We start from the raw sequence: 22,881 nt of genomic DNA, 5'->3' as shown, positions 1-22,881 counted from the left end.
GTCACTGCCCCAACCGTTCGAGAAGTGCGGGAACGTGGACCTGATCCGCCTTGTAGTTGCCGGTCAGCATATACATCATGATGTTGACGCCGGACCGGAAGGCATGCTCGCGCTGCATCTCATCCGGCGGCACCGTTGGCAGAACCGGCGCGCCCTGCGGATCGACGGCCCATGCGCCGGCGAAATCGTTGCCCGTTATCATGATCGGCGTCACGCCGTCACCGGAGGAGGAGAGGCCCGAGGTGGTCTTCGCCGCCCCCTGCCGCGATTCCACCCAGAGCGGCGAACCATTGTAACGGCCGGGGAAATTGGTGAGCAGATAGAAGGACCGCGTCAGAACGTGGTCTTCCGGCACGGGCTCCAGCGGCGGAATATCGATATTGGCGAGGATCGCCTGCAAACGCTCGCCGTTAGGGCTGGTCGCGCCGGTATCGAGCGAAGAGAACTGGTCACGCGTATCGAACAGAACGGTGCCACCGGCACGCATATACGCATCGATGCGCGAGATGGCGGCGCTTGAGGGCATGGGTGCCGTTGCGGAAACCGGCCAGTAGATGATGGGATAGAAGGACAATTCATCCTTGGAAATATCGAGGCCGACCGGCTGGCCGGGCTCCAGCGTCGTGCGCCAGGTCAGGAATTCGCTTAACCCCTGCAAACCCTGCTCGGAAATACGGTCGACATCGTCTTCGCCGGTGCGCACATAGGCGAGATGGGTGGTGTCCAGCCGCTCGAAAATCTGCTCGTCCCCTGGTTTGGGATCGTCGGCGCGGGCATCGGTTGGTGACATGGCAGCGAAGGCGCCAAGCGCCAGAAGCACGGTGGCGGCTGTGGCGCTGCGGGCTTTCGGCAGGCGTGCGAAGGCACCGTTCATGAAGAGCACGATCAGGCTGTCGGCAATCAACATCAGGAAGGCGGCGATGAAGAGCGCGGGGCGCAGCGATTTCGCGGTTTCGCCGATCAGGGCTTCGCTAGTGGTGCTGACACCGGCGGCGGAGGTGTCGAGCGGGCGAAGTGTGGCACCTGCGGGTAAGAGATTGAGAGCCACGAAACCATCCTCTGTGCCATAGAGGCCGGGGGGATTGTCGAAACCGGTGCGCGGCGGCTGGCCGGCGCGCATTTCCAGCGGCCGGGCAGTGCCGATTTCGGCTGAAAGCGCGCCTTCCGCCGTCAGCAGCCGGAAGGGCGGAAGGGCCGCGGCCGGGGCATTGGCGTTGGCGGAAGCGCCGCCCGCTTTCGACAATTGCACGATACGGCGCAGCATATCGACGAAATGGCCCGAGATCGGCAGGTCGGACCAGCTTGCCTCCGCGCTGACATGGAACAGCACGATGCGGCCAGCCTCGACATTGCGGGTGGTGACGAGCGGCGTGCCATCGGCAAGGCTTGCCCATGTGCGTTCGGCCAGATCCGGTGTCGGTTCGGCCAGAACCTGACGCTTGACGAGGACACCGTCGGCCTTCGGCATGCCGGCAAAGGCGCCGAAATTCGGGAAATCGGCAAGCGGCTGCGGCTCGGCCCAGGAGAGCGCACCGCCAAGCGCGCGTTCGCCCTGTCTCAGTGTTACAGGCACGAGCGGATCGTCGGCCGGGGCTGCGGCAAGGCGCGGTCCGGCAAAACGGATCAGCGTACCGCCACCGGCGAGCCACCGCTGCATCGGCTCATAGGTTTCCTGCGGCAGACGGCCGATATCGGCCATGACGATGACCGAAGGATTGGATTGCAGGATTTCCGGGATCGCTTGCGCCAGATCGGCCTGCCGCTGCGGGATGAGATCGGCAAACGGCTGGAGCGCGCGGCTGATATAATAAAGCGGCTGCAGCAACGGCTGGAAATCATTGCCGGTTTCGCCGGCCAGCAACGCCACGCGGCGGCGACGGAAGCCGTCATCCAGAAGATGCACCGCACCCGCCGTCGACACGCCTTCGAGCGAGAGGCGGGCGAAATCGTTGCGCAATTCGAAGGGTGCTTCCACCGTCGCCGTGGTTTCAGCCGCGCCGGGCGCGAAGTTTGCGACGCCGTTGGCGAGGATGCGGCCCTGGCTGTCCTGTGCATTGACGGTTATCCGGCCGGCTTCGGCGGTATCGAGGCGCGACAGTGTGACGCTCATGGCATCGGCATTGTTGGTGGCGCCGGTAATGGCTGTAATCGCCCTGCCGTCGCCCTTCACGATGCGGAGTTCGGCGGGGGAGAGGCTGGCGAGCGTTCTCATCGCGCTTTCATCCTGCGCGGTCTGAACACCATCGGCAATATAGGCAATCGTGCCGGGGGCCGTGCCGTTCAGCGCCTCGGTGATGGCTTCCGCCGTGCGGATACGATCTGGAACGAGCGGCTTCGGCTTTGCTGCGGCGAGTTTTTCAAGTGCAACGGCTGTCGTTCCCGGTACGGCGTCATGTTCCGCATCGGCGGTGAAGCTGATGGAGACGGGGCGGTCGGCCCGTTCCGCATCGCCGATCAGGGCCTGAGCGGTCGCCACGCGTCTTTCCCAGTCAGGTGCGGAGGCCCAGCTGTTGTCGACCACCAGCACCAGCGGGCCGCTGCCGGCAATGCTGTTGTTGCGCGGGTTCACCACCGGATCGGCGAGCGCGAAAATCACGGCGGCGGCAAGCGCCATGCGCAGCAGGGTCAGCCACCACGGGCTTTTCGAGGGCGTTTCCTCGCGTTTCAGCACCGTCGCCAATATCTTCAGCGGCGGAAAAACTTCCGCCTTGGGGCGCGGCGGGGTGAGCCGCAGCAGCCACCAGATGGCGGGCAGCGCCAGCAAGCCGAGGAGGATATAGGGGCTGGTGAAGACGAAAGGCAATGCGCTCATCTGTGCCCACCGCCCTGTGCTGGCGCGCCGGAAAGATACATGTGCATGGCCACAAGCGCCTCGGAAGCCAGATGATCGGTGCGGTGGAACACGAAGTTCCAGCCGAGACGGCGCAGCGACGAGGACAGCGCCTCACGCCTTGCGAGATAGGCGCGGGTGTAATCCTCGCGAATGGTTTCGGCACGGCCGGACACCAGTTTTTCGCCGGTTTCCGGGTCGGTGAATTCGGTCCGACCGGAGTAGGGGAAGGTTTCTTCGGCCGGATCGGCAATTTCCACCACATGGCCGCGCAGGCCCCGCCGCGCCAGAGGCGAAATCCGCTCCATCACGGCTTTGGCATCATCGAGAAAATCGCCGATGAGGACGATGTCGCTCGCGCCGCGGATCATGCCCGTTTCCGGCATGCCCGTTGTCAGCGGTGCATGCATGATGGCGGCGGCCAGCCGTTCGGCGGCGTTTCTGGCCGAAACCGGCTCCATGATGCCGGGGCAGCCGATGCGCTCGCCGGAGCGCGCGAGAATTTCCGCCAGCGCCAGCATCAGCACCAGCGCGCGGCTTTCCTTGGAGACGGAGCCGAGGGTGGATTTGAACATCATCGACGGCGACATGTCGGCCCAGAGCCAGATGGTGTGGGCGGCTTCCCACTCCCGGTCGCGCACATAGGTATGATCGTCGCGGGCCGAGCGCCGCCAGTCGATGCGCGACAGGCTCTCGCCTTCGGCATAGGGGCGGAACTGCCAGAAATTTTCACCGATGCCGCGTTTGCGGCGGCCGTGCCAGCCGGCGGTGACAGTGTTGGCGATGCGCTTTGCCTCGACCATGCAGTCCGGCACCAGGGCTGCGCGCTGGCGTGCGCGCGCCAGAACTTCGCTACCCGGCGTCTTGTCTACGATCTGGCCGATGGATGCCACATGCAGTCCTTTCGCGAACGTGCTTTCAGTTCTTCGCCTGCTCCACGAGCGCTGCGATGACATCGCGCACCGACATGCCTTCGGCGCGGGCCGCAAAGGTCAGCGCCATGCGGTGTTCCAGCACCGGTTCGGCCAGCGCATGGACATCGTCCAGCGACGGGGCGAGCCGGCCTTCGTAAAGCGCACGGGCACGGGCCGTCAGCATCAGCGACTGACCGGCACGCGGGCCCGGACCCCAGACAACGTGTTTGTCGGTCAATTTGTTGCCATGGCCGGGGCGGGCGGAGCGGACGAGCGAGAGGATTGCATCCACCACCTTGTCGCTCACCGGCATCTGGCGGATGAGGGCTTGGATTTCCATCAGGCGCCCGGCATCGATCACGCCGCGCGCTTCGCCCGAGGCGGTGCCCGTCGTGTCGAGCAGGATCTGGCGTTCGGCGGCAAGCTCGGGATAACCGACATCGACCTGCAGCAGGAAACGGTCGAGCTGGGCTTCGGGCAGCGGATAGGTGCCTTCCTGTTCCAGCGGGTTCTGGGTGGCGAGAACATGGAACGGCTTTGGCAGCTCATAGGTCTGGCCGGCCATGGTGATATGATATTCCTGCATGGCCTGCAAAAGTGCGGACTGCGTGCGCGGGCTGGCGCGGTTGATTTCATCGGCCATCAGCAGCTGGCCGAAAATCGGACCCTTGATGAAACGGAAGGAACGGCGACCGTTCTCGTCCTGATCCATGACTTCCGAACCGAGGATATCCGACGGCATCAGGTCCGGCGTGAACTGGATGCGGTTGGCATCGAGGCCGAGTACGGTGCCGAGCGTGGTGACGAGCTTGGTCTTGGCAAGGCCGGGAACGCCGACCAGCAGCGCATGGCCGCCGGAAAGGATGGCGAGAAGCGTGTTCTGCACCACTTTTTCCTGGCCGAAAATGACCTTGGAGACTTCCGTGCGGATGGCCGCGATATCGGAAAGCGCCTTTTCGGCCGAGGCGACGATGGCCTTTTCATCGAGGGTTTCGCCGGTATTCATCACGCCCATGTCGCTCTCCTCATACCTTCGCCGCTGTCACAGTCGCATCCCGGTTTTGCTGGCAGTCGGCCGGGACGGATTTTGCGCTGCATATAGCTTATTGCTCTCTTGGCCGCTGACAAGCGCCATTCGAATGACTATGTCGTGACTTAGTATTTCCTTATCGGCAAAGCGAGACTCGAATATGGCAGCGGAGACGATAAATTCGGCAGGCGATGCGGCCGGGCTTGCGGCGATGATTTCCCGCGCCGCCGAACAGACCGGCGACGCCAAACGCGGGCCGGCCCCGGTGGAGCGCTGGAACCCGCCTTTTTGCGGCGATCTCGACATGGAAATCCGCGCCGACGGCACCTGGTTCTACCTCGGCACCCCCATCGGCAGGGCGCCGCTGGTGCGGCTGTTTTCCACGGTTCTGCGCAAGGATGAGGATGGCAAAACCTACCTCGTAACTCCTGTGGAAAAAGTCGGCATCCGCGTCGTGGACGCGCCTTTCGTCGCCGTGGAAATGAAGCTGACGGCGGGTGAGGATGATGGCGAGCCGCTGCTGACCTTCCGCACCAATGTCGGCGATGTGGTGGAGGCTGGGCCGGAGCATCCGCTGCGGTTCGAGGTTTTCGGTGAGAACCGCGAATTGAAGCCCTATCTTCTGGTGCGCGGCAGACTGGAAGCGCTCGTGTCGCGGGCGGTGATGTATGATCTCGTCGCACTTGGCGAGGTGATTAAGGTGGATGGCGTTGAGATGTTCGCGGTGCGCTCGGGCGGGGTGATCTTTCCGGTGATGCCGGCCAAGGAACTGGAACGGCTTTCGCAATGACAACAACACTCAAAGGTTTTACCGCCAGCGATTTCCGCCGCCGGGTACTGCAGGAAGGTGAGGGTGTGGCCGAGCGTGAAAATGGCGACCATGTCCTCAATCCGGGCGTGGTGCTGTCTGGAAACGGCATCAGGCTGAAGGACGCCGCCGTGCTGGTGCCGGTCATTGACGATGGCAACGATGCGCGGGTGATCTTCACCCAGCGCACTTCGACGTTGCGCAAACATTCCGGCCAGATTTCATTTCCGGGCGGCGGCATCGATGCCGAGGACCGGACGCCGGAAGAGGCGGCGCTGCGCGAGACGGAAGAGGAAATCGGCCTTTCCAGGTCTTTCGTGGAAACGGTCGGGCGTCTGCCGGATTATATTTCCGGCACGGGTTTCCGCATCAAGCCGGTGCTGTCCATCGTTCGGCCCGGCTTCGACCTGACGCTCAATCCAACGGAAGTGGATGAGGTTTTCGAGGTGCCGCTGTCCTTTCTGATGGACCCGGCCAACCACGGGCGCGGCAGCCGTATCTTTCAGGGGAAGGAGCGGTTTTTCTACGAAATGCCCTATGGCGAACGCTACATTTGGGGCATTACGGCGGGCATCGTCAGGACGATTTACGAGAGGTTTTATTCATGAGCAGCCTTGCCGGGCGGGACTGGTTTGAAAAACCGGCGCTGAAGCGCATTTTTACGCTTCTGAATGCCGATGGCGGCGAGGTGCGGATCGTTGGCGGCGCGGTGCGCAATGCGCTGATGGACCTGCCGGTGGTCGATGTCGACATGGCGACGACGCTCACCCCTGACGTGGTTGTTGCGCGGGCCAAGGCTGCGGGCATCAAGGCGGTGCCAACCGGCATCGAGCACGGAACGGTAACGCTGGTGATCGATGGCGAAGGTTTCGAGGTGACGACGTTGCGCCGCGATGTCGAAACTAATGGCCGCCACGCACAGGTGGCCTTCGGCACCGACTGGCAGACCGATGCCGAGCGGCGCGACCTCACCATCAATGCTCTTTATGCCGACGAAAAGGGCGAGATCATCGACCTTATCGATGGCCTTGCCGATATCGAGACCGGCACGGTGCGCTTCATCGGCGATGCGGCGATGCGGATTTCGGAAGATTATCTACGGATTCTCCGGTTTTTCCGCTTTTTCGCCCATTACGGCTCCGGCCGCCCGGATGCGGACGGCTTGCGGGCGAGCGCGCGGGCCAAGGACAAGCTGGGCACGCTTTCAGCCGAGCGGGTGTGGAGCGAGCTGAAAAAGCTGCTTTCCGCCCGCGATCCTTCCCGCGCCCTGCTCTGGATGCGGCAATCCGGCGTTCTTGCGGAAATTCTTCCCGAAACGGAAAAATGGGGAATCGACGCCATTCACGGGCTGGTGGCGACGGAGCAGGCTCTCGGCTGGGCGGTGGACCCGATGCTGCGGCTTGCCGCCATCGTGCCGCCGGACAGGGACAGGCTGGCCGCCCTTGCCGCGCGTCTCCGGCTGTCGAAGGCCGAAGCGGCTTATCTTGCCCATTGGGCTTCGGCGCCGGCGGCTGACCCGGAGATGAAGGAGACCGCGCTCGACCGGTTGCTTTATCGTCAGGGCGTCGAGGGCGTGAAGACGCGGCTGAAACTGGCGCTTGCTTCGGCCCGTGCCGATCTTTCGGCTGGCGACACGGCCATGCAGAAAGTGGCGCGGCTTTCTACTTTGCTGACGCGGGCGGAAAAATTTCACAAACCGGGCTTTCCGCTGAGCGGCGCTGATGTGATGGCCGCGGGCGTCGAGGCGGGCCCGAAGGTGGGCGAAGTGCTGAAAAGCCTCGAGGAGAAGTGGGTCGACGTCAATTTCTCACTCGACCGGGCAGCGTTAACCGCCCGGCTGAAGGATATGCTGGAAAATTGAGGTCAGCGACGGCGGCGTCGCGGCTCAAGCCGCATTTGCCTCGTCGCGAATGCGGGATTTGATATTTTCGATCATGTTCTCGCGGATGACGGTCTCGCCGTGCGCTGATCGCATATGTTCCACGGTGCGCCGCACCACCTCGGCGTCGTCATCTGCGCGCGTGTGCCAGGCACAGCCGGGCACGAGCGTTCCACATTCAAACAGTCTCATGGTCTTGCCTCCCTGTTTTAGAGCGCCATGCGTCTGTTCGGACGCATAAAGGACGCTCTAACATTTTGAGTCTGCACATTCTCCCTGTCGAAAAGCGGAATCGATTTTCGACAGGAAGAATGTGCGAGAGTGAGGGACAGCAATTCGATTGCCTGCTGTCCCTCCGACAAGAAACGAATGTTCACCGCTTATGTTCCAGAGCGGCGTCCTTCGACCTTATTCAGGCCCCTATTCGGGCATCGCCCAGCACTGAAAAACAGAGGATGTGCCGGCTGCCGGAATTTTTGTACGAGGCATTTCGTCATTGGCCGCCCGCCGTGCCGTTTTTTGTCCGGCAAGGGAACGTTTTACCTGTTCGACATAGAAGGAATGCGGCAGTTCGCGATCACCCGTGGCGCGCATTTCTGCTGCCAGGCGGTCGATCAATTCCGGGGTATCGATGGATTGTGGCGCTCCCTCGGGGGAAGCAGAGATAGGCATGCTGTTCGAAGTAATCATGACGATAGCTCCTCCAGTACGTCTGCGGGGAGGAGACTATCATTGCCTTGATTTTTCCATAAGTCCTAATTTGCGCTATTTGCGACAAATTGGCTGATGAGCGTCAAATTTGCGTGAGGTTTTTTAAGGCCAGCGCACCACCGGCGGCAGAGACGAGAGGATCGATTCGACGTTGCCGCCGGTCTTGAGGCCGAAGATCGTGCCGCGATCGTAAAGCAGGTTGAATTCCACATAGCGGCCGCGGCGGATGAGCTGTTCGTCGCGGTCCTCTTCCGTCCAACTCTGGTTGAAATTGGCGCGGACGATTTTCGGATAGACCAGATTGAAGGCGCGGCCGACATCCTGCACGAAGGCGAAATTGGCGTCCCAGCCGCCATTTTCCTCCTGCGGGTGCAGCCAGTCGAAAAAGATGCCGCCGATGCCGCGGGCTTCGTTACGGTGCTTGAGGAAGAAATACTCGTCGCACCACGTCTTGTAGCGCGGATAATCGGCAACCGGATGGCGGTTGCAGGTGATTTCGAAGGCACGATGGAAAAGCTGGCTGTCCGGGTCTTCCTGCGTCCTTCTGCGCCCCAGCACCGGCGTCAGATCCGCGCCGCCGCCGAACCAGTGGCTGGTGGTGACGACCATGCGGGTATTCATGTGCACCGCCGGCACATTGGGGTTGACGGGATGGGCGATGAGCGAAATGCCCGACGCCCAGAAACGCGGGTCTTCTTCCGCACCGGGTATCTGCTTGCGGAATTCCGGCGAGAATTCGCCGTAGACGGTGGAGGTGTGGACGCCGACCTTTTCGAAGACGCGGCCTTCCATCATCGACATCCTGCCGCCGCCTCCCTCGCCATTGTCGCGCAGCCAGTCTTTCTGGACAAAACGGCCGGGCTCCTGATCGGAAAGAGGGCCGGTCAGATCGTTTTCGAGGGTCTCGAAGGAGTTAACGATGGTGTCGCGAAGATGCTGGAACCAGGCTTGGGCAAGGGCCTTCTTGTCGTCGATGTCGTCGGGCAAGCCCTTCGGCAAGATTGGCCGTTCCATGCGTATTCTCCTTAGGTGAAGTCGATTCCCTGTCGCGTCTAGCAGGTGCAGGCCCCGCGCACAAATTCGACTCGCCAAGTTCACATGCGGGCACTATCTTTATCGATGTAGGTGCCAGAGGTGAATATCATGACGAAATTTACCGGACCGCCGCCCCTCGACGGGCTGAAGCGCAGGATCGCCAATCACCGCAAGGCGCGTGAAGGCTCGGGCGACGACAAGACGCGCAATGGCATGTTCGTGCGGCAGACCTTCTGTCTCGGACGCGAGGAAGCCCGCGCCAAGGCGCGCGAATGGTTCGACAGCTTTCCGAAAGCGGCCTACTGGACGGAAGTGGAAAGCTGGCGGCAACTGGAAGGCGACCGCATCGAATTCACCATGCGGCGGCTTCCTTCGGCCGATTGAAGTTTAGAGCGTTTTCGCATTTCCCCGGAAATGCTTTCAGGCGCGGGGCTCGGCATAACGCAGTCGGCTTTCGATCAGCACACCGCTTTCATCCAGAATGGGATGCGCCACCGTGACGATATGGGCGTTGATGCGTTTAAGGTCGCGCAGCATGTCGAGATGCAGCGAACTGGTCTGCATGCTTTCCGCCAGCCCGTCGCGCAGCCGCTCCAGATGGCGGTTGGAGGACTGTTTTTCGAGCCGGCGTATATCAACCTTGCTTTCCATCAGCCGGCGGGCGAGTTCGAAATCGCCGGTCACCAGAATGCTCTGGGCGGCGCGCAGGTTCTCGATGGTCATGTCGAACAGGGTTTTCAGCTCCTCATAACCGTCGTCGGAAAACTTGAAGCTGTTCAGCACCTTCTTGCGGATCTGCTCGCAGATGCCCTTTTCGATGATATCGCCGATATGTTCGAGGTTGATCGCGTAATCGATGATGGCGATCGAACGGCGGGCTTCTTCGTCGGAAAGCCCCTTGCGTCCCAGTTGCGACAGATAAACTTTCACCTCCTGCTGGCGCCGGTCGACCTTCTTTTCGAGCAGGGAAACCTCCTGAAGCGGTGCCAGATCATTGTGCTTGAAGGCGTTCTCGGCGCGGATCAACATGCGCTCGATGCTGTCGCCGACACCCAGCACTTCGCGGGTGGCGTTGGCAAGGGCCACGACCGGCATGTCCAGCGCCTGCTGGTCGAGGAAATTCGGACCGTCTTCGGCTTTCGGATCGCCCGGCACCAGCCTCGCCATCAGGTCGGACAGGAGGCCGGAGAAGGGCCAGGCCAGCGCCGCTAGAATGACGTTGAAGATCAGATGGGCGTCGACCGGCAATTTTGCGGGCGAAAGCGGCAATTGCTGCAGGAACTCCGCGCCATAGGAGGCGAGCGGCAGGGCGATGAGGCAGCCAATGGTGCGCACCAGAAGGTTGCCCATGGTGATGCGCCGCGCCGAGGCGGGGCCGGAAAGCGTGGCGATGACCGGCGGAATGGCGCCGCCGAGGTTGGCACCGAGAATGAGCACGATGATGAGGCCGGTGGAAAGCGTGCCGGTGGCGGCCAGCGACAGGATGAGCACCACGACGGCAAGGCTCGAAGACGAAACGAAGGCGAGCACGGCGGAAAAGATCAGCGCGACGGGCCATGCCCCGTCAAGCAGGCCGATAAAGACGCCGAGAGCCGGCGAGGCGCGCATCGGTTCTGTCGCGCCGCTCAACAGATGCAGCGACAGAAGCATGAGGCCGATGCCGATCAGCGCCGTTCCGCCGCCCTGCCGGGCATTGGAACTGCCCTTTTTCAAAATAATGCCAGCAAGGATCAGCAGAGGCGACAGCCATTCCACCCCGGCCGCCACGATCCATGCGGTAACGGCGGTGCCGACATTGGCGCCGAGCAGCACCACCTGCGCCATGCGCGGCCTGATGAGGTCTCGTTCAGCAAAGGAGGCGACGGTGAGTGCCGTCGCCGTCGAACTTTGCAGCGCGACGGTGGCGAAAAAGCCGGAAAAGAAAGAACGCGGACCGTTCTGGGTGCCGGTGGCCAGCACGCTTCGCAGTTTCATGCCGAAGGCGCGGGTGACGCCATCCTTGACCTGGGAAAGGCCGAAGAGCAGCAGCGCGACTGCGCCGAGAAGGTTGACGATGACAATGGTGGATTGCATGCGACGTCTCCTCACACCCGCCGGCGGATGGTTCCGGCGAGCACGATTTTTATTGTCCGGCTAATCAGTATAGGAGCCTCAATGCCCTCGGTACAGGCCGGGTTGCGACAGTTTTGAAGTAAAAACGGTCAAATTTTGTATTTGCCCGAAAAATTGGCGTTAAAAATGACGCCTATGCCCACGCCACCTGGCGCAAAGCCTCGCCAGCGATCATCGCCGCCGACATGGCGACGTTGATGGAGCGCTGTCCCGACATCATGGGGATGATGATTCGCTCCTCTGCCTTTTCATGCACATGGTCTGGTACGCCCGCACTTTCGCGGCCGAAAAGCAGGATGTCATCCGTGCGGTAGGCGATCTTCGTATAGGGAAGGGCGGCTTTGGTGGAGGCGAGAACCAGACGGCGGCCGGTGGTTGCCCGCCATTCCTCGAAACGGTCCCAGCTGACATGGCGCGTCAGCGCCGCCGCCGCGATATAATCCATGCCCGCCCGTTTCAGGTTGCGGTCGGAAATATCGAAACCGGCCGGCTCGATGATGTCGACGCCGAGGCCGAGACAGGCGGCCAGCCGCAGGATGGTGCCGGTATTGCCGGGAATATCGGGCTGGTAAAGGGCGATCCTGATTTCGGGCATGGTATCGGACATGGACGTCTCACTGCGGTTGGTCTGCCCGTCCGATTATCACGGGCAGGGGCCGGGCGACAGCTATGCTGCAAAAAGTCCCCTTGAAGCGCCGTTCCCGGCTGGATGTTCATTCGCGTGACACACAGGGCGGCTACCCGCGGCCGAATAGGGCGATGTCGGCATCGTTTAACGGGCGGAGACCTCGCGGGGTCATCTCCGCCCCTTCGCCTTTGGGCGGCACCTGCATGTTTTCTCGCGTATTCGGTGTCTTTCCGACTGGTCATTGACTAAATTTTGCGCTACAAGGCCATATCTTCAACACCAGCCAAGGGAGGTTCTCATGCCAAATGACATTCGCATCCGCCTCCCGGCCCCAGTCGTGCCGCTGCTGGCTTAGGTGTTACTCCGCGGTTCGCCCGCGTTTCCCATTTTTCGATTCGTCATGTGGCTGTCACGGCCATATCCAAAGACTTTTCCGTTCCGTCGTGAGCCATATTTGTGTCCGCTCACCATGTCACGATGGTGCGATTGATTGCCGGAGCTTGGCCTATGTTTGGCTGGTTTGAAAAACGCCTCGATCCTTTTCCCTCTTCGGCGCCCTCCGTGCCGCCAAAGAAGCTTTTGCCGTTCCTGTGGCATTATGTGAAGCCCGCATGGCCATGGCTCCTGCTGCTCGGCCTGATGTCCATGGGCATCGCGATTGCGGAAGCCATGCTCTACAAATTCCTCGGCAATATCGTCGACTGGCTGTCCACGGCCAATCGCGAGACATTTTTTGCCGATGAGGGCTGGCATCTGATCGGCATGGCGGCGCTGGTGCTCTTCGTTTTGCCGCTGATGGGCGCGATCCACACCATGACGATGCACCAGACGCTTGCCGGCAATTTCGGCATGATTGCGCGCTGGAAGATGCACCGTTTCCTGCTGCGCCATTCCATGAACTTCTTCGCCAACGAGTTTGCCGGCCGCGTTTCCACCAAGGTGATGCAGACGGCGCTGGCGATCCGCGAAGTGGCGCTGAAGGTGATCGACGTCTTCGTCTATGCGATCAGCTTCGTCGTCTCGATGCTGTTCATGGTCGCGGCGGCGGACTGGCGGCTGGTTATTCCGCTGCTGGTCTGGCTCGGTATCTATATGGCCATCCTCGCTTATTTCGTGCCCAAGCTCGGCCGGCTGGCGCAGGAGCAGGCCGATGCACGCTCGATGATGACGGGCCGGATCGTCGACAGTTACACCAACATCTCGACGATCAAGCTGTTTTCCCATGCGGGGCGCGAGGAAAGATATGCGCGGGAGGGCATGAATGTGTTTCTCGGAACCGTTCACCGCCAGATGCGCAAGATTTCCGGCTTCAACATCCTGATCGACCTCAACAACGCCCTGGTGCTGTTTTCCACGGCGGCGCTCGGTCTTTATTTCTGGATGCAGGGTTCGGTCACGGCCGGTTCGGTCGCCATCGCCATCAGCCTTGCCATGCGCGTCAACGGCATGTCGCAGTGGATCATGTGGGAGGTCACCTCGCTGTTCGAAAATATCGGCACTGTCTATGACGGCATGTCTATGATGACGAAGCCGCACGATATCGTCGACGTTCCGAAGGCGCCTCAGCTTGCCGCACCGCAGGGCGCGATCCGTTATGACAATGTCCGTTTCCACTACGGCAAGAACAAGGGCGTGATCGACGGGCTGACGCTCGACATCAAACCTGGCGAAAAGGTCGGTCTGGTCGGGCGCTCGGGTGCGGGCAAGACGACGCTGATGAACCTGCTTCTGCGTTTTTACGATCTGGAAGCGGGCAGGATCACCATCGACGGGCAGGACATCTCCAAGGTGTCGCAGGACAGCCTGCGCGAGCTGATCGGCGTCGTGACGCAGGATACTTCGCTGCTGCACCGGTCGATCCGCGACAATATCGCTTATGGTCACCCCGAAGCTACGGACGAGCAGGTGATCGCGGCGGCGAAGCGGGCGAATGCCTGGGACTTCATCGAAACGCTTGTCGACATGCATGGCCGTCAGGGCCTCGATGCGCAGGTGGGCGAACGCGGCGTGAAGCTCTCCGGCGGCCAGCGCCAGCGTATCGCTATCGCCCGGGTCTTCCTCAAAAACGCGCCGATCCTGGTGCTGGACGAGGCGACCTCGGCGCTCGATTCGGAAGTCGAGGCGGCGATCCAGGAGAATCTGTTCTCGCTGATGGAAGGCAAGACGGTGATCGCGATTGCCCACCGCCTGTCGACACTGACCGAAATGGACCGGCTCATCATCCTCGACAAGGGCCGGATCGTGGAGGCGGGCAGCCATGCGGAACTGGTGGCGATGGGCGGTATCTATGCCGACCTGTGGCGGCGCCAGTCCGGCGGCTTCATCGCCGACCATGAGGCGGACGTGGCCGCAGAGTAAGGAAAAGCGAGAGGGCGGCAAGCATGGTTTCCCGCCCGCTCGCCTATGATATGTGTGCCAACCTCTCTTCCGTCATACCGGACTAGATCCGGCATCCAGCCACGGCGCGTCCGCGCCGTGAGAGGAGTCTTTTGCGATCAAGGACTTGATCGCGCTGGACCCCGGATCAAGTCCGGGGTGACGGTGTGAGGATGCAACCGATGCGCAAAATATCGCTGGGTCGATTTAAGGGCGGGGAACATTCCCCGCCCTTCTTCATTCCACGAATGTTACCGAAATATAATCTCTTCCCGAAGCCTTCGCGGCTGTTCCCGCTCCGGGAATCCGCCTATATCCGGATCATGGTTATTACCCGCATCTTCGAGTTTTTCGAGAACTGGATAAAGCCCTTCGCCCGCAAGGACGATTTGCGGCCGCCTGAAAGCACGTTCGCCTTTATCTGGTTCTACATCTCGCAGGCCAAGGCGCCGTTTTTAGCCATGCTGGTGCTGGGCGGGCTGACGGCGGCCATCGAGGCGGCGCTGTTCTGGTTCGTCGGGCGGCTGGTGGATATTCTCTCTACCGTGAAGCCGGAAGAGGGCTGGGCGGGGCTGCTTGCGGCCCATGGCGGCGAGCTGGTGGGCATGCTGGTGCTGATCGGCGTGGTGCGTTTTATCGTCACCATGGTAACGGCGCTGGTGGATCAGCAGATCATCACGCCCGGTTTTTACAATCTGGTGCGCTGGCAATCCTATATGCATGTGGCGCGGCAATCGCTGACCTTCTTCCAGAACGATTTTTCCGGCCGCATCGTCACCAAGGTCTGGTCGGGTGGGCAGGCAGCGGGCGATCTCGTCACCTCGCTGATGGAAAGCGTGTGGTTCGTAGGCATTTATTCCGTTTCCATGCTGTTCCTGATTGGCGGGCTGGACTGGCGGCTTGCGGTCGTCGTCGTCGTCTGGGTGGGGATATTCTCGCTGCTGGCGCGCTATTTCGTGCCACGTATCCGCTACCATTCCAAGGAAACGGCGGAAGCCGCCTCAATGCTCTCCGGCCGCATGGTGGATGCCTACAGCAATATCCAGACGCTCCGGCTGTTCGGGCGAGATGATGCCAATGACCGCTACATGCGGCAGGGTTTCGACATTTTCCAGCATGCGACCATGACATTCACCCGGTTCATCACCGGCGTGCGCGCCTCCATGGCGCTGTTGTCCGGCGTGATGATCACGTCCATGGCGGCGCTCTGCATCGATCTGTGGCTTTCCGGCAAGATCAGTTCCGGTGCGGTGGCCTTCACGCTGGCGCTGGTGCTGCGTCTCAACTTCCTGCTCGGCCGGCTGATGACGCAGTTCAACGGCATTATGCGCAATTTCGGCACGGTGCAGAATGCCGCCGAACTGATTTCGCAGCCGATCGGTCTCGTCGATGCGCCGGAGGCGACGGCGCTGGAGGTGAAGAAGCCGGGCATCCGTTTCGAAAATGTCAGCTTCCATTACGGGCGCGCGAACGGCGTCATCGACCATCTCAATCTCGAAATCAGAGCGGGCGAGAAGGTAGGCATCGTCGGACGCTCCGGGGCGGGAAAATCCACCCTCGTCAATCTGCTCCTGCGTTTTTACGATGTCGAAAAAGGCCGCATCCTGATCGACGGGCAGGATATCGCCAGAGTGACGCAGGAATCGCTGCGCGCCCATATCGGCATGGTCACACAGGATACCTCGCTGCTGCATCGCTCCATTCGCGACAACATCCTGTTCGGCCGTACAGACGCGACCGAAGAGCAATTGCAGGAGGCGACGCGGCGCGCCAAGGCGGATGATTTCATCGCCAGGCTCGAGGATCAGCGCGGCCGCAAGGGGTTCGACGCACATGTGGGCGAACGCGGCGTGAAATTGTCCGGCGGCCAGCGCCAGCGTATCGCAATCGCCCGCGTGATGCTGAAGGACGCACCGATCCTGGTGCTCGATGAGGCGACGTCGGCGCTCGATTCGGAGGTGGAGGCGGCGATCCAGAGCAATCTGGATGAGTTGATGCAGGGCAAGACGGTGCTCGCCATCGCCCACCGCCTGTCGACCATCGCGGCTCTCGACCGGCTGATCGTGATGGATCAGGGGCGCATCGTCGAACAGGGCAGCCATTCCGATCTGGTCATGCAGGGCGGACTTTATTCGGAACTCTGGGCGCGGCAGTCGGGCGGTTTTCTTGCAGCGGACGAAGCGGCGCAATAAGGCCCTCGGCTATTTCCCGATCATGAAATCCGCCATCAGGCCGTAATGATTGGAACCGAGGCTGTCGGGCAGGCGGGTGGTTTTCATCAGCGTCGCCGGTTCGCGGGCGAAGATGTGGTCGATGGCGATGCCGAAGCGGCCGGCCTCTGTCGGCCATGTGGCGGGTTCGAAGGTCGCTTTTTTCAGATCGTTGGCGGCGAGGAAAGCGCGCATGTCAGGGGCGATGCTGGCCGAATTGAAATCTCCGGCCAGAATGAGCGGCCCGGTGACGCGAAAGTGAATTTCACTGACTTCATCGAGTTCGTCGCGATGATAATCGTCGAAATAGGGCTTGGTGATATGCCCGGCGGCGAGGGTCAGTTCCGTGCCGTCGAGATCGATATGGGCTATGGCGAACCGATCCCGCCGAAGATCGCTGAGACTATGGAAACGGCCTTCCAGCAACGGTCTTTTTGACAGGATGACCAGATCGCATGCGGGCGTTCCGGTGTAACAGCCAAGCCTGTGCGGATAGGTTTGCTGCAGACGCGGCAGGGCCGATTTCAGCGCCGCCGCCTCGAAGAGATAGATGGCATCCGCGCCCGATTCGAGAATCGTGTCGGCAATTGCATCCGCATTGGTGGCATTGTCCATCAGCACGTTGAAGGACAGCAGCCGGAATGGTTTGGCGCCCGGCGCCGGGTTGGCGGATGAGGAAAATTCCAGAAGCATGGCAATAGCATGGATGGCGAGCGCAAGCGACCAGACGACGAGGAGCGCGGAAACCGCGTCGCGCGTCAGCCAGAAAACGAGGCATGAGAGCAGGATACAGACGATGGCGATGTGCAGCTGGAAACTGGTGACGAAGGCGAGAAGCCAGAAATCCGTCACATAACGCAGGCTGGCAACGAAAAGAACGGCAGCCACCGCCGTGGAGACCATGCAAGAGAGCTTCGCCGTCATCCGAATCCCTGCTTTCCGCGCTCTCCCTTGAAGTCTCCTAACATGGTGCATGGATGCGCACAATGTTGCCCGCCTGCCAAGGACGGCGAAAAAATGCGAGCCAAATCGGCCCCCTCCGGCAGAATTACGGCAGCTTTGTGTGCTTTGCTCTTGCCAAGTCAGTCAATATTTTGCGATCAAACACATGACGCGGTTTCTCAAATGCCGCGAGAATGACCAGGACGATGGGACGGAGTTTGTCTTGGATCAAATCATAGCGGGAGGACTCATGCGATTTACGGCAAAAACAGCGCAGAGGATGGTGTAGCGGTGAGCGAGCACGTAACCAATCACGACGCTTCGGGTGAACCGACCCGTCGCGATTTTCTTTACCTAGTGACGGGAATGGCGGGCGCTGTCGGTGCCGCCGCCGTCGCATGGCCCTTTATCGACCAGATGCGTCCCGATGCATCGACGCTGGCGCTCGCCTCCATCGAGGTGGATGTCACGGCCGTCGAGCCGGGCATGTCGCTTACCGTGAAGTGGCGCGGCAAGCCGATTTTCATCCGCAACCGCACGGAGAAGGAAATCGAGGAAGCCAAGGCCGTCGCTCTCGGCGATCTGAAGGATCCTGTGGCGCGCAATGCCAACATCGCCGCCGACGCGCAGGCGACGGATATCGACCGCTCCGCCGGCGAGGGCAAGGAAAACTGGATCGTCATGGTCGGTTCCTGCACCCATCTCGGTTGCGTTCCGCTCGGCCAGGCCGGCGATTTCGGCGGGTGGTTCTGTCCCTGCCATGGCTCGCACTACGATACGGCGGGCCGCATACGTAAGGGTCCGGCGCCGGAAAACCTCGCCATCCCGACATTTGCATTCACATCCGATACCGTGATCAAGATCGGATAAGGGGACAGATATTCATGAGTGGTCATTCCAGTTATCAGCCGTCCACCGGCATCGAAAGGTGGATCGATTCGCGGCTTCCCTTGCCGCGCATGATCTATGACAGCTTCGTTGCCTATCCTGTCCCACGTAACCTGAACTACGCCTACACCTTTGGCGCGATGCTTTCCGTCATGCTGCTGGTGCAAATCCTCACCGGCGTCGTGCTGGCCATGCATTATGCGGCCGAAACGACGGTCGCCTTCAATTCCGTCGAAAAGATCATGCGCGACGTCAACCATGGCTGGCTGCTGCGCTACATGCATGCCAATGGTGCGTCGTTCTTCTTCATCGCGGTTTACCTGCATATCGCCCGCGGCCTTTATTACGGCTCCTACAAGGCGCCGCGCGAAATCCTCTGGATTCTCGGCTGCGTGATCTTCCTGCTGATGATGGCGACGGGCTTCATGGGCTACGTTCTGCCCTGGGGCCAGATGTCCTTCTGGGGCGCAACCGTTATCACCGGCTTCTTCACCGCGTTCCCCGCCATCGGCGAATGGATCCAGCAGTTCCTGCTCGGCGGCTTTGCCGTTGATCAGCCGACCCTGAACCGCTTCTTTGCGCTTCACTATCTGCTGCCCTTCATGATCGCAGGCGTTGTGATCCTGCACATCTGGGCGCTGCATGTGACCGGCCAGACCAACCCGACCGGCGTTGAAGTGAAGAGCAAGACCGACACGGTTCCCTTCACGCCCTATGCGACGCTGAAGGATGCGCTCGGCGTTTCCGTGTTCCTGATCGGTTATGCCTGGTTCGTGTTCTACATGCCGAACTTCCTTGGCCACCCCGACAACTACATCATGGCCGACCCGCTGAAGACGCCGGCGCATATCGTTCCGGAATGGTACTTCCTGCCGTTCTACGCCATGCTGCGCGCCATCACTTTCAACATCTGGATCATCGATTCCAAGCTGGGCGGCGTTCTCGTGATGTTCGGCGCGATCGTCGTGCTGTTCTTCCTGCCCTGGCTCGATACGTCGAAGGTGCGTTCCGCCGTCTATCGTCCCTGGTACAAGATGTTTTTCTGGCTGTTCGTGGTCAATGCCATCATGCTCGGCTGGCTGGGTTCACGCCCGGCGGAAGGAACTGGCCTGCTCGGCCTGCTCACCGGCGAGCTGAAAGGCAATTATGTCGGCTATTCGCAGCTCGGCACGCTTTATTACTTCGGTTTCTTCCTCGTCATCATGCCGATCCTCGGTCTGGTCGAAACGCCCCGGCGTATTCCGAATTCGATTACCGAGGCCGTTCTCGAAAAGAACGCCGCCAAGACAGGTGCCGCATCTGCGGCTGCCGAAGTCTGAGCGCGAAGGAAGGATGACGACAATGAAGACGCTTCTCACGAGCATCGCGCTTTTCGCCGCCATTGGCTGTTCCGCCGCCGCTTTTGCGGCGGAGGAGAGCCATGATCTCGCCGCCCAGGCCACGCATGCGATCGCCGGCAATCACTTCCCGGTCATCAAGCCCGAGGAGCAGAGCTGGTCCTTTGCCGGACCCTTCGGCAAATACGACAAGGGCCAGCTGCAACGCGGCCTGAAGGTCTATAAGGAAGTCTGCTCCGCCTGCCATTCCATGAGCCTCGTTTCCTTCCGCACGCTGGAGGATCTCGGCTATTCGGAGGAGCAGGTGAAGGCTTTCGCCGCGGAATATGAGGTACAGGACGGGCCGAACGCCGATGGTGAAATGTATAATCGCAAGGCCGTGCCTTCCGATCATTTCCCTTCGCCTTTCCCGAACCATGAGGCGGCCGCTGCCGCCAACGGTGGAGCGGCCCCGCCCGACATGTCGCTGCTCGCCAAGGCGCGTGGCGTGGAGCGTGGCTTTCCGCAATTCCTCATCGATATGATCCCGATCGTCGGCGGTTACCAGGAAGGCGGCCCGGATTATATCCATGCGCTGCTGACCGGATATCAGGATCCGCCGGCCGGCATAAAAAACCCGGATGGCTCGGATTACAAGGTGTCGGAAGGCACGCACTTCAATCCGTACTTCGTCAGCGCCACTTCCTTAAAGATGGCGCCGCCGATCAGTGCTGATCAGGTGACCTATGATGACGGCGCGCCGCAGACCGTGGACCAATATTCCAAGGACGTTGCTGCGTTCCTGATGTGGGCGGCAGAACCGCATCTGGAAGAGCGCAAGCGCACCGGCTTCATGGTCATGGTGTTCCTGTTCATCTTCACGGCGCTGATCTATCTCACCAAGAAATCGGTCTACGCCAACAAGGAACATTGATCGGCATCCAGAAGATGCCTGTCAGTCATTGGCCCCCACGGTCTTCCGTGGGGGCCTTTTCATGTGTCGAGAGGGATGGTGGAAATGACGAAAATTCGTAACGGCGGCTGCCTGTGCGGCTCCATCCGCTTCGAAGCGAAGGGCGAGCCCGGTAATCCGCACACTTGCTCCTGCGATATCTGCCAGCGGCATTCCGGTGCGCCCAGCCTTTCCTGGGTGGAGTTCGAGAAGGATGCGGTGACATGGACGGGAGAGGGCGGCGCGCCTTCGACTTTCCGATCCTCCGATTATTCCAGCCGGGCTTTCTGCCCGACCTGCGGCAGCACGCTTGGCGCCCTCGACGACGCGCCGACGGTTGCGCTGGTCTTTGGAAGTTTCGATGACAGGGACGACGAGGCGCTGCGGCCCCTGTCGCATTCCTTCGAGGATGTCTGCCCGGTCTGGGCGCGGATCGAGGGAATGTCGCCGGCGGAATGAGCGCCGGCCCTTTTTAGTTGGTCCGCAGCCGTCAAGTTGATAGGGTGGTCCGAACCTTCTGATCCATTTCCCTTATCTCAACTGGAAATACCATGACCGTTATCGCTTCGGAGCTTTCCGCTGCCATCCGTTCCATTCCCGACTATCCGAAGCCGGGCATCATCTTCCGGGACATCACGACATTGCTCGGCAACCCCCGCGCTTTTCGCCGTGCCGTGGACGAACTCGTGCAGCCCTATGCGGGAACCAAGATCGACAAGATCGCCGGCATGGAAGCACGCGGCTTCATTCTGGGCGGTGCGGTGGCGCATCAGCTATCGGCCGGTTTCGTGCCGATCCGCAAGAAGGGCAAGCTGCCGCACACCACCGTCCGTGTCGCCTACAGCCTTGAATACGGCGTCGACGAAATGGAAATGCATGTGGACGCTGTACAGCCGGGCGAAAAGGTCATTCTGGTCGATGATCTGATTGCCACCGGCGGCACTGCCGAAGGTGCGGTCAAGCTGCTGCGGCAGATGGGTGCGGAAATCGTTTCCGCCTGTTTCGTTATCGACCTGCCCGATCTCGGTGGCCGCAAGAAGCTGGAAGACCTCGGTGTCGAGGTGCGCACACTGGTGGAATTTTCCGGCCACTGAGATGGTAACGGGGCAATGATAACGCTATTGCCCCGACGCTTTTCTATTCGAATTCCAGAACCCCGCTCTGGAAGGTCATCACTGTTTCTCCCGACTGGTTGACGCCCTCGTTAAATGTGGTGTTCAGCCAGACGCCGGCTCTGGATTCCAGCGCTCGGGTCTCGAGCAGGGTGACGAAATAGGTGACATCGTCTCCGGCGAAGACCGGTTTTTTCCATTTGAGTTCGCGAAAGCCGGGGGAGGGGCCGAGTTTGGGCGGCTCAAGGCCCTGTAGCTTCAACCTTTTTACCTCTTTGGCCCAGTGAGAGAGGAAACATTTCATCCAGCCTGCGCCGGTGTGCCAGCCGGAAGCGCAGAGAGCGCCGAAAACGCTGTTCTTTGCGGCTTCCGCGTCGAGATGAAAGGGCTGCGGATCGAAATCGCGCGCGAAACGGATGATGTCTTCGGCGGAAAAATGCAGCGTGTCGAGGGTGACGCGTTCGCCGATGGGAGAAAGTTCTGCCAGTTTCATGCTGCAACGCCTCCATTGCCGCGCATCAGGAACATCACGGTGTTTTCCCCGTGCGATACCAGAACGCCGCGCTGGTTATAAAGCTCGTGGCGTAATTTCACGAGGCCGATGCCGGGGCGCGACGCGGAGGGCCGCTGTTCCAGCACGATGGATTTTCCGACAAGCGTATCGCCGGCCAGAACCGGCTTTTTCCAGTCGACGAAATCGATGCCGGGGCTGCCCTGTGAGGTCGAGTTCGAGATGTAGCTGTCCGCCATCATCCGCATCAGCAGGCTGCAGGTGTGCCAGCCGGAAGCCGCCAGGCCGCCGAGAATGCTCTGGCGGCCAGCCTCTTCGGAAAGATGCATCGGCTGTGGGTCGAATTCGCTGGCGAAGGCGATGATCTGCTCTGCGGAAATCGATTGCGGGCCCAAAGGAAATTCCCGACCGACGGAAAAATCCTCATAGGCATATGTCGCGACCGGCGTCATGGTTTCCTCCCTTCGCACAGTCAATATCGGCGGCATCTAAAATGATTTTTCCCTTTACGTAAAGGTCAAATCGGGGAGGCCGGTTCTTGGGGAGGTGGTTTGGAGCGAGTGGGCGCGCGTTTCGCCTTCTCCCCGAGGGGGAGAAGGTCGCGGCAGCGGGATGAGGGGGCGAGGG

General features: G+C 60.9%; 22 protein-coding genes. 11 read left to right on the top strand and 11 right to left on the bottom strand.

Translation table 11 applies throughout. The features are described 5' to 3' along the window. Position 1 precedes the first annotated feature (1 nt). The 3 genes from AGR7B_RS10890 to AGR7B_RS10880 are packed head-to-tail and all read right to left on the bottom strand — an operon-like array spanning position 2 to position 4,759. Positions 2-2,812 carry a DUF4159 domain-containing protein gene (locus tag AGR7B_RS10890; RefSeq protein WP_080856630.1) on the bottom strand — a complete coding sequence of 937 codons (2,811 nt, stop codon included), beginning with the start codon at positions 2,810-2,812 and terminating at the stop codon, positions 2-4. Continuing rightward, the gene (locus AGR7B_RS10885; RefSeq protein ID WP_020808613.1) at positions 2,809-3,723 is read right to left on the bottom strand and encodes a DUF58 domain-containing protein; all 915 of its coding nucleotides are present in this window, start codon (positions 3,721-3,723) and stop codon (positions 2,809-2,811) included. Before AGR7B_RS10885 ends, AGR7B_RS10890 begins: the two co-directional genes overlap by 4 nt. Positions 3,724-3,748: 25 nt before the next feature. Further along, positions 3,749-4,759 (bottom strand): AAA family ATPase, encoded by a 1,011-nt coding sequence (locus AGR7B_RS10880; protein ID WP_065655696.1) that lies wholly within the window; start codon positions 4,757-4,759, stop codon positions 3,749-3,751. Between the two features lie 175 nt (positions 4,760-4,934). On the opposite strand from AGR7B_RS10880, the gene AGR7B_RS10875 reads away from it, so the two are divergent. From AGR7B_RS10875 to AGR7B_RS10865, 3 genes are read left to right on the top strand one after another with little or no spacing between them, the layout of a single operon-like run. Continuing rightward, complete coding sequence (locus tag AGR7B_RS10875; protein WP_065655697.1) at positions 4,935-5,564, top strand: DUF1285 domain-containing protein; 630 nt, start codon at positions 4,935-4,937, stop codon at positions 5,562-5,564. Next, entirely contained in the window at positions 5,561-6,190 is a 630-nt protein-coding gene (locus AGR7B_RS10870; protein ID WP_080856629.1) for an NUDIX hydrolase, read from the top strand. The genes AGR7B_RS10875 and AGR7B_RS10870 overlap by 4 nt, the downstream gene beginning before the upstream one ends. Continuing rightward, positions 6,187-7,443, top strand: a complete 1,257-nt coding sequence (locus AGR7B_RS10865) for a CCA tRNA nucleotidyltransferase (RefSeq protein ID WP_080856628.1) — start codon at positions 6,187-6,189, stop codon at positions 7,441-7,443. The genes AGR7B_RS10870 and AGR7B_RS10865 overlap by 4 nt, the downstream gene beginning before the upstream one ends. Before the next feature lie 24 nt (positions 7,444-7,467). Here AGR7B_RS10865 and AGR7B_RS10860 read toward each other — a convergent pair whose 3' ends face one another. The 3 genes from AGR7B_RS10860 to hemF all read right to left on the bottom strand — a co-directional run bounded on the left by AGR7B_RS10860 (position 7,468) and on the right by hemF (position 9,186). After that, the gene (locus AGR7B_RS10860; protein ID WP_003523091.1) at positions 7,468-7,653 is read right to left on the bottom strand and encodes a DUF1059 domain-containing protein; all 186 of its coding nucleotides are present in this window, start codon (positions 7,651-7,653) and stop codon (positions 7,468-7,470) included. Between the two features lie 228 nt (positions 7,654-7,881). Then, positions 7,882-8,151: a hypothetical protein gene (locus AGR7B_RS10855; RefSeq protein WP_078051779.1), complete on the bottom strand. Its 270-nt coding sequence runs from the start codon at positions 8,149-8,151 to the stop codon at positions 7,882-7,884. Between the two features lie 123 nt (positions 8,152-8,274). Beyond that, complete coding sequence (gene hemF / locus AGR7B_RS10850; RefSeq protein ID WP_080856627.1) at positions 8,275-9,186, bottom strand: oxygen-dependent coproporphyrinogen oxidase; 912 nt, start codon at positions 9,184-9,186, stop codon at positions 8,275-8,277. Positions 9,187-9,315: 129 nt separating this feature from the next. On the opposite strand from hemF, the gene AGR7B_RS10845 reads away from it, so the two are divergent. Continuing rightward, complete coding sequence (locus AGR7B_RS10845; RefSeq protein WP_003523094.1) at positions 9,316-9,591, top strand: hypothetical protein; 276 nt, start codon at positions 9,316-9,318, stop codon at positions 9,589-9,591. 36 nt (positions 9,592-9,627) lie between these two features. On the opposite strand, the gene AGR7B_RS10840 is transcribed toward AGR7B_RS10845, so the two are convergent. Both AGR7B_RS10840 and AGR7B_RS10835 read right to left on the bottom strand, forming a co-directional pair. Beyond that, the gene (locus tag AGR7B_RS10840) at positions 9,628-11,280 is read right to left on the bottom strand and encodes a Na/Pi cotransporter family protein (protein WP_065655703.1); all 1,653 of its coding nucleotides are present in this window, start codon (positions 11,278-11,280) and stop codon (positions 9,628-9,630) included. A 172-nt stretch (positions 11,281-11,452) separates the two neighbouring features. Then, positions 11,453-11,914 (bottom strand): tRNA (cytidine(34)-2'-O)-methyltransferase, encoded by a 462-nt coding sequence (locus AGR7B_RS10835; RefSeq protein ID WP_161987926.1) that lies wholly within the window; start codon positions 11,912-11,914, stop codon positions 11,453-11,455. A 540-nt stretch (positions 11,915-12,454) separates the two neighbouring features. On the opposite strand from AGR7B_RS10835, the gene AGR7B_RS10830 reads away from it, so the two are divergent. Both AGR7B_RS10830 and AGR7B_RS10825 read left to right on the top strand, forming a co-directional pair. Further along, on the top strand, positions 12,455-14,305 hold the full coding sequence (locus tag AGR7B_RS10830) for an ABC transporter ATP-binding protein (protein ID WP_080856626.1): 1,851 nt from the start codon (positions 12,455-12,457) through the stop codon (positions 14,303-14,305). 200 nt (positions 14,306-14,505) lie between these two features. Continuing rightward, complete coding sequence (locus AGR7B_RS10825) at positions 14,506-16,515, top strand: ABC transporter ATP-binding protein (protein ID WP_425352599.1); 2,010 nt, start codon at positions 14,506-14,508, stop codon at positions 16,513-16,515. A gap of 9 nt (positions 16,516-16,524) precedes the next feature. On the opposite strand, the gene AGR7B_RS10820 is transcribed toward AGR7B_RS10825, so the two are convergent. Then, the gene (locus tag AGR7B_RS10820; RefSeq protein ID WP_080856625.1) at positions 16,525-17,457 is read right to left on the bottom strand and encodes an endonuclease/exonuclease/phosphatase family protein; all 933 of its coding nucleotides are present in this window, start codon (positions 17,455-17,457) and stop codon (positions 16,525-16,527) included. Positions 17,458-17,766: 309 nt separating this feature from the next. On the opposite strand from AGR7B_RS10820, the gene petA reads away from it, so the two are divergent. The 5 genes from petA to AGR7B_RS10795 all read left to right on the top strand — a co-directional run bounded on the left by petA (position 17,767) and on the right by AGR7B_RS10795 (position 21,725). Further along, positions 17,767-18,345 (top strand): ubiquinol-cytochrome c reductase iron-sulfur subunit, encoded by a 579-nt coding sequence (gene petA, locus AGR7B_RS10815; protein WP_065655706.1) that lies wholly within the window; start codon positions 17,767-17,769, stop codon positions 18,343-18,345. 14 nt (positions 18,346-18,359) lie between these two features. Continuing rightward, complete coding sequence (locus tag AGR7B_RS10810; RefSeq protein WP_065655707.1) at positions 18,360-19,682, top strand: cytochrome b; 1,323 nt, start codon at positions 18,360-18,362, stop codon at positions 19,680-19,682. A gap of 22 nt (positions 19,683-19,704) precedes the next feature. Beyond that, positions 19,705-20,613, top strand: a complete 909-nt coding sequence (locus AGR7B_RS10805) for a cytochrome c1 (RefSeq protein WP_080856624.1) — start codon at positions 19,705-19,707, stop codon at positions 20,611-20,613. A gap of 84 nt (positions 20,614-20,697) precedes the next feature. After that, complete coding sequence (locus AGR7B_RS10800; RefSeq protein ID WP_080857061.1) at positions 20,698-21,090, top strand: GFA family protein; 393 nt, start codon at positions 20,698-20,700, stop codon at positions 21,088-21,090. A gap of 92 nt (positions 21,091-21,182) precedes the next feature. Beyond that, positions 21,183-21,725 carry an adenine phosphoribosyltransferase gene (locus AGR7B_RS10795; RefSeq protein ID WP_003494623.1) on the top strand — a complete coding sequence of 181 codons (543 nt, stop codon included), beginning with the start codon at positions 21,183-21,185 and terminating at the stop codon, positions 21,723-21,725. Between the two features lie 43 nt (positions 21,726-21,768). Here AGR7B_RS10795 and AGR7B_RS10790 read toward each other — a convergent pair whose 3' ends face one another. Together AGR7B_RS10790 and AGR7B_RS10785 are read right to left on the bottom strand one after the other, a co-directional pair. Continuing rightward, positions 21,769-22,236, bottom strand: coding sequence for a MaoC family dehydratase (locus tag AGR7B_RS10790; RefSeq protein ID WP_059757406.1), 468 nt, complete (start codon positions 22,234-22,236; stop codon positions 21,769-21,771). Further along, a complete protein-coding gene (locus tag AGR7B_RS10785) occupies positions 22,233-22,706 on the bottom strand; it encodes a MaoC family dehydratase (RefSeq protein ID WP_065655710.1) in 474 nt (157 codons plus the stop codon). Before AGR7B_RS10785 ends, AGR7B_RS10790 begins: the two co-directional genes overlap by 4 nt. Positions 22,707-22,881 lie beyond the last annotated feature (175 nt).

It is taken from the genome of Agrobacterium deltaense RV3, assembly GCF_900013505.1.
Lineage (GTDB): Bacteria > Pseudomonadota > Alphaproteobacteria > Rhizobiales > Rhizobiaceae > Agrobacterium > Agrobacterium leguminum.
This window is presented reverse-complemented; position numbering and strand designations above follow the sequence as displayed.

What these genes read in the sequence shown, in the direction of transcription:
- AGR7B_RS10890 (WP_080856630.1), bottom strand. Translation starts at nt 2,812, where the DNA reads ATGAGCGCATTGCCTTTCGTCTTCACCAGCCCCTATATCCTCCTCGGC.
- AGR7B_RS10880 (WP_065655696.1), bottom strand. Translation starts at nt 4,759, where the DNA reads ATGGGCGTGATGAATACCGGCGAAACCCTCGATGAAAAGGCCATCGTC.
- AGR7B_RS10875 (WP_065655697.1), top strand. Translation starts at nt 4,935, where the DNA reads ATGGCAGCGGAGACGATAAATTCGGCAGGCGATGCGGCCGGGCTTGCG.
- AGR7B_RS10870 (WP_080856629.1), top strand. Translation starts at nt 5,561, where the DNA reads ATGACAACAACACTCAAAGGTTTTACCGCCAGCGATTTCCGCCGCCGG.
- AGR7B_RS10865 (WP_080856628.1), top strand. Translation starts at nt 6,187, where the DNA reads ATGAGCAGCCTTGCCGGGCGGGACTGGTTTGAAAAACCGGCGCTGAAG.
- AGR7B_RS10860 (WP_003523091.1), bottom strand. Translation starts at nt 7,653, where the DNA reads ATGAGACTGTTTGAATGTGGAACGCTCGTGCCCGGCTGTGCCTGGCAC.
- AGR7B_RS10855 (WP_078051779.1), bottom strand. Translation starts at nt 8,151, where the DNA reads ATGATTACTTCGAACAGCATGCCTATCTCTGCTTCCCCCGAGGGAGCG.
- hemF (WP_080856627.1), bottom strand. Translation starts at nt 9,186, where the DNA reads ATGGAACGGCCAATCTTGCCGAAGGGCTTGCCCGACGACATCGACGAC.
- AGR7B_RS10845 (WP_003523094.1), top strand. Translation starts at nt 9,316, where the DNA reads ATGACGAAATTTACCGGACCGCCGCCCCTCGACGGGCTGAAGCGCAGG.
- AGR7B_RS10840 (WP_065655703.1), bottom strand. Translation starts at nt 11,280, where the DNA reads ATGCAATCCACCATTGTCATCGTCAACCTTCTCGGCGCAGTCGCGCTG.
- AGR7B_RS10835 (WP_161987926.1), bottom strand. Translation starts at nt 11,914, where the DNA reads ATGCCCGAAATCAGGATCGCCCTTTACCAGCCCGATATTCCCGGCAAT.
- AGR7B_RS10830 (WP_080856626.1), top strand. Translation starts at nt 12,455, where the DNA reads ATGTTTGGCTGGTTTGAAAAACGCCTCGATCCTTTTCCCTCTTCGGCG.
- AGR7B_RS10825 (WP_425352599.1), top strand. Translation starts at nt 14,506, where the DNA reads ATGCGCAAAATATCGCTGGGTCGATTTAAGGGCGGGGAACATTCCCCG.
- AGR7B_RS10820 (WP_080856625.1), bottom strand. Translation starts at nt 17,457, where the DNA reads ATGACGGCGAAGCTCTCTTGCATGGTCTCCACGGCGGTGGCTGCCGTT.
- AGR7B_RS10810 (WP_065655707.1), top strand. Translation starts at nt 18,360, where the DNA reads ATGAGTGGTCATTCCAGTTATCAGCCGTCCACCGGCATCGAAAGGTGG.
- AGR7B_RS10805 (WP_080856624.1), top strand. Translation starts at nt 19,705, where the DNA reads ATGAAGACGCTTCTCACGAGCATCGCGCTTTTCGCCGCCATTGGCTGT.
- AGR7B_RS10800 (WP_080857061.1), top strand. Translation starts at nt 20,698, where the DNA reads ATGACGAAAATTCGTAACGGCGGCTGCCTGTGCGGCTCCATCCGCTTC.
- AGR7B_RS10795 (WP_003494623.1), top strand. Translation starts at nt 21,183, where the DNA reads ATGACCGTTATCGCTTCGGAGCTTTCCGCTGCCATCCGTTCCATTCCC.
- AGR7B_RS10790 (WP_059757406.1), bottom strand. Translation starts at nt 22,236, where the DNA reads ATGAAACTGGCAGAACTTTCTCCCATCGGCGAACGCGTCACCCTCGAC.
- AGR7B_RS10785 (WP_065655710.1), bottom strand. Translation starts at nt 22,706, where the DNA reads ATGACGCCGGTCGCGACATATGCCTATGAGGATTTTTCCGTCGGTCGG.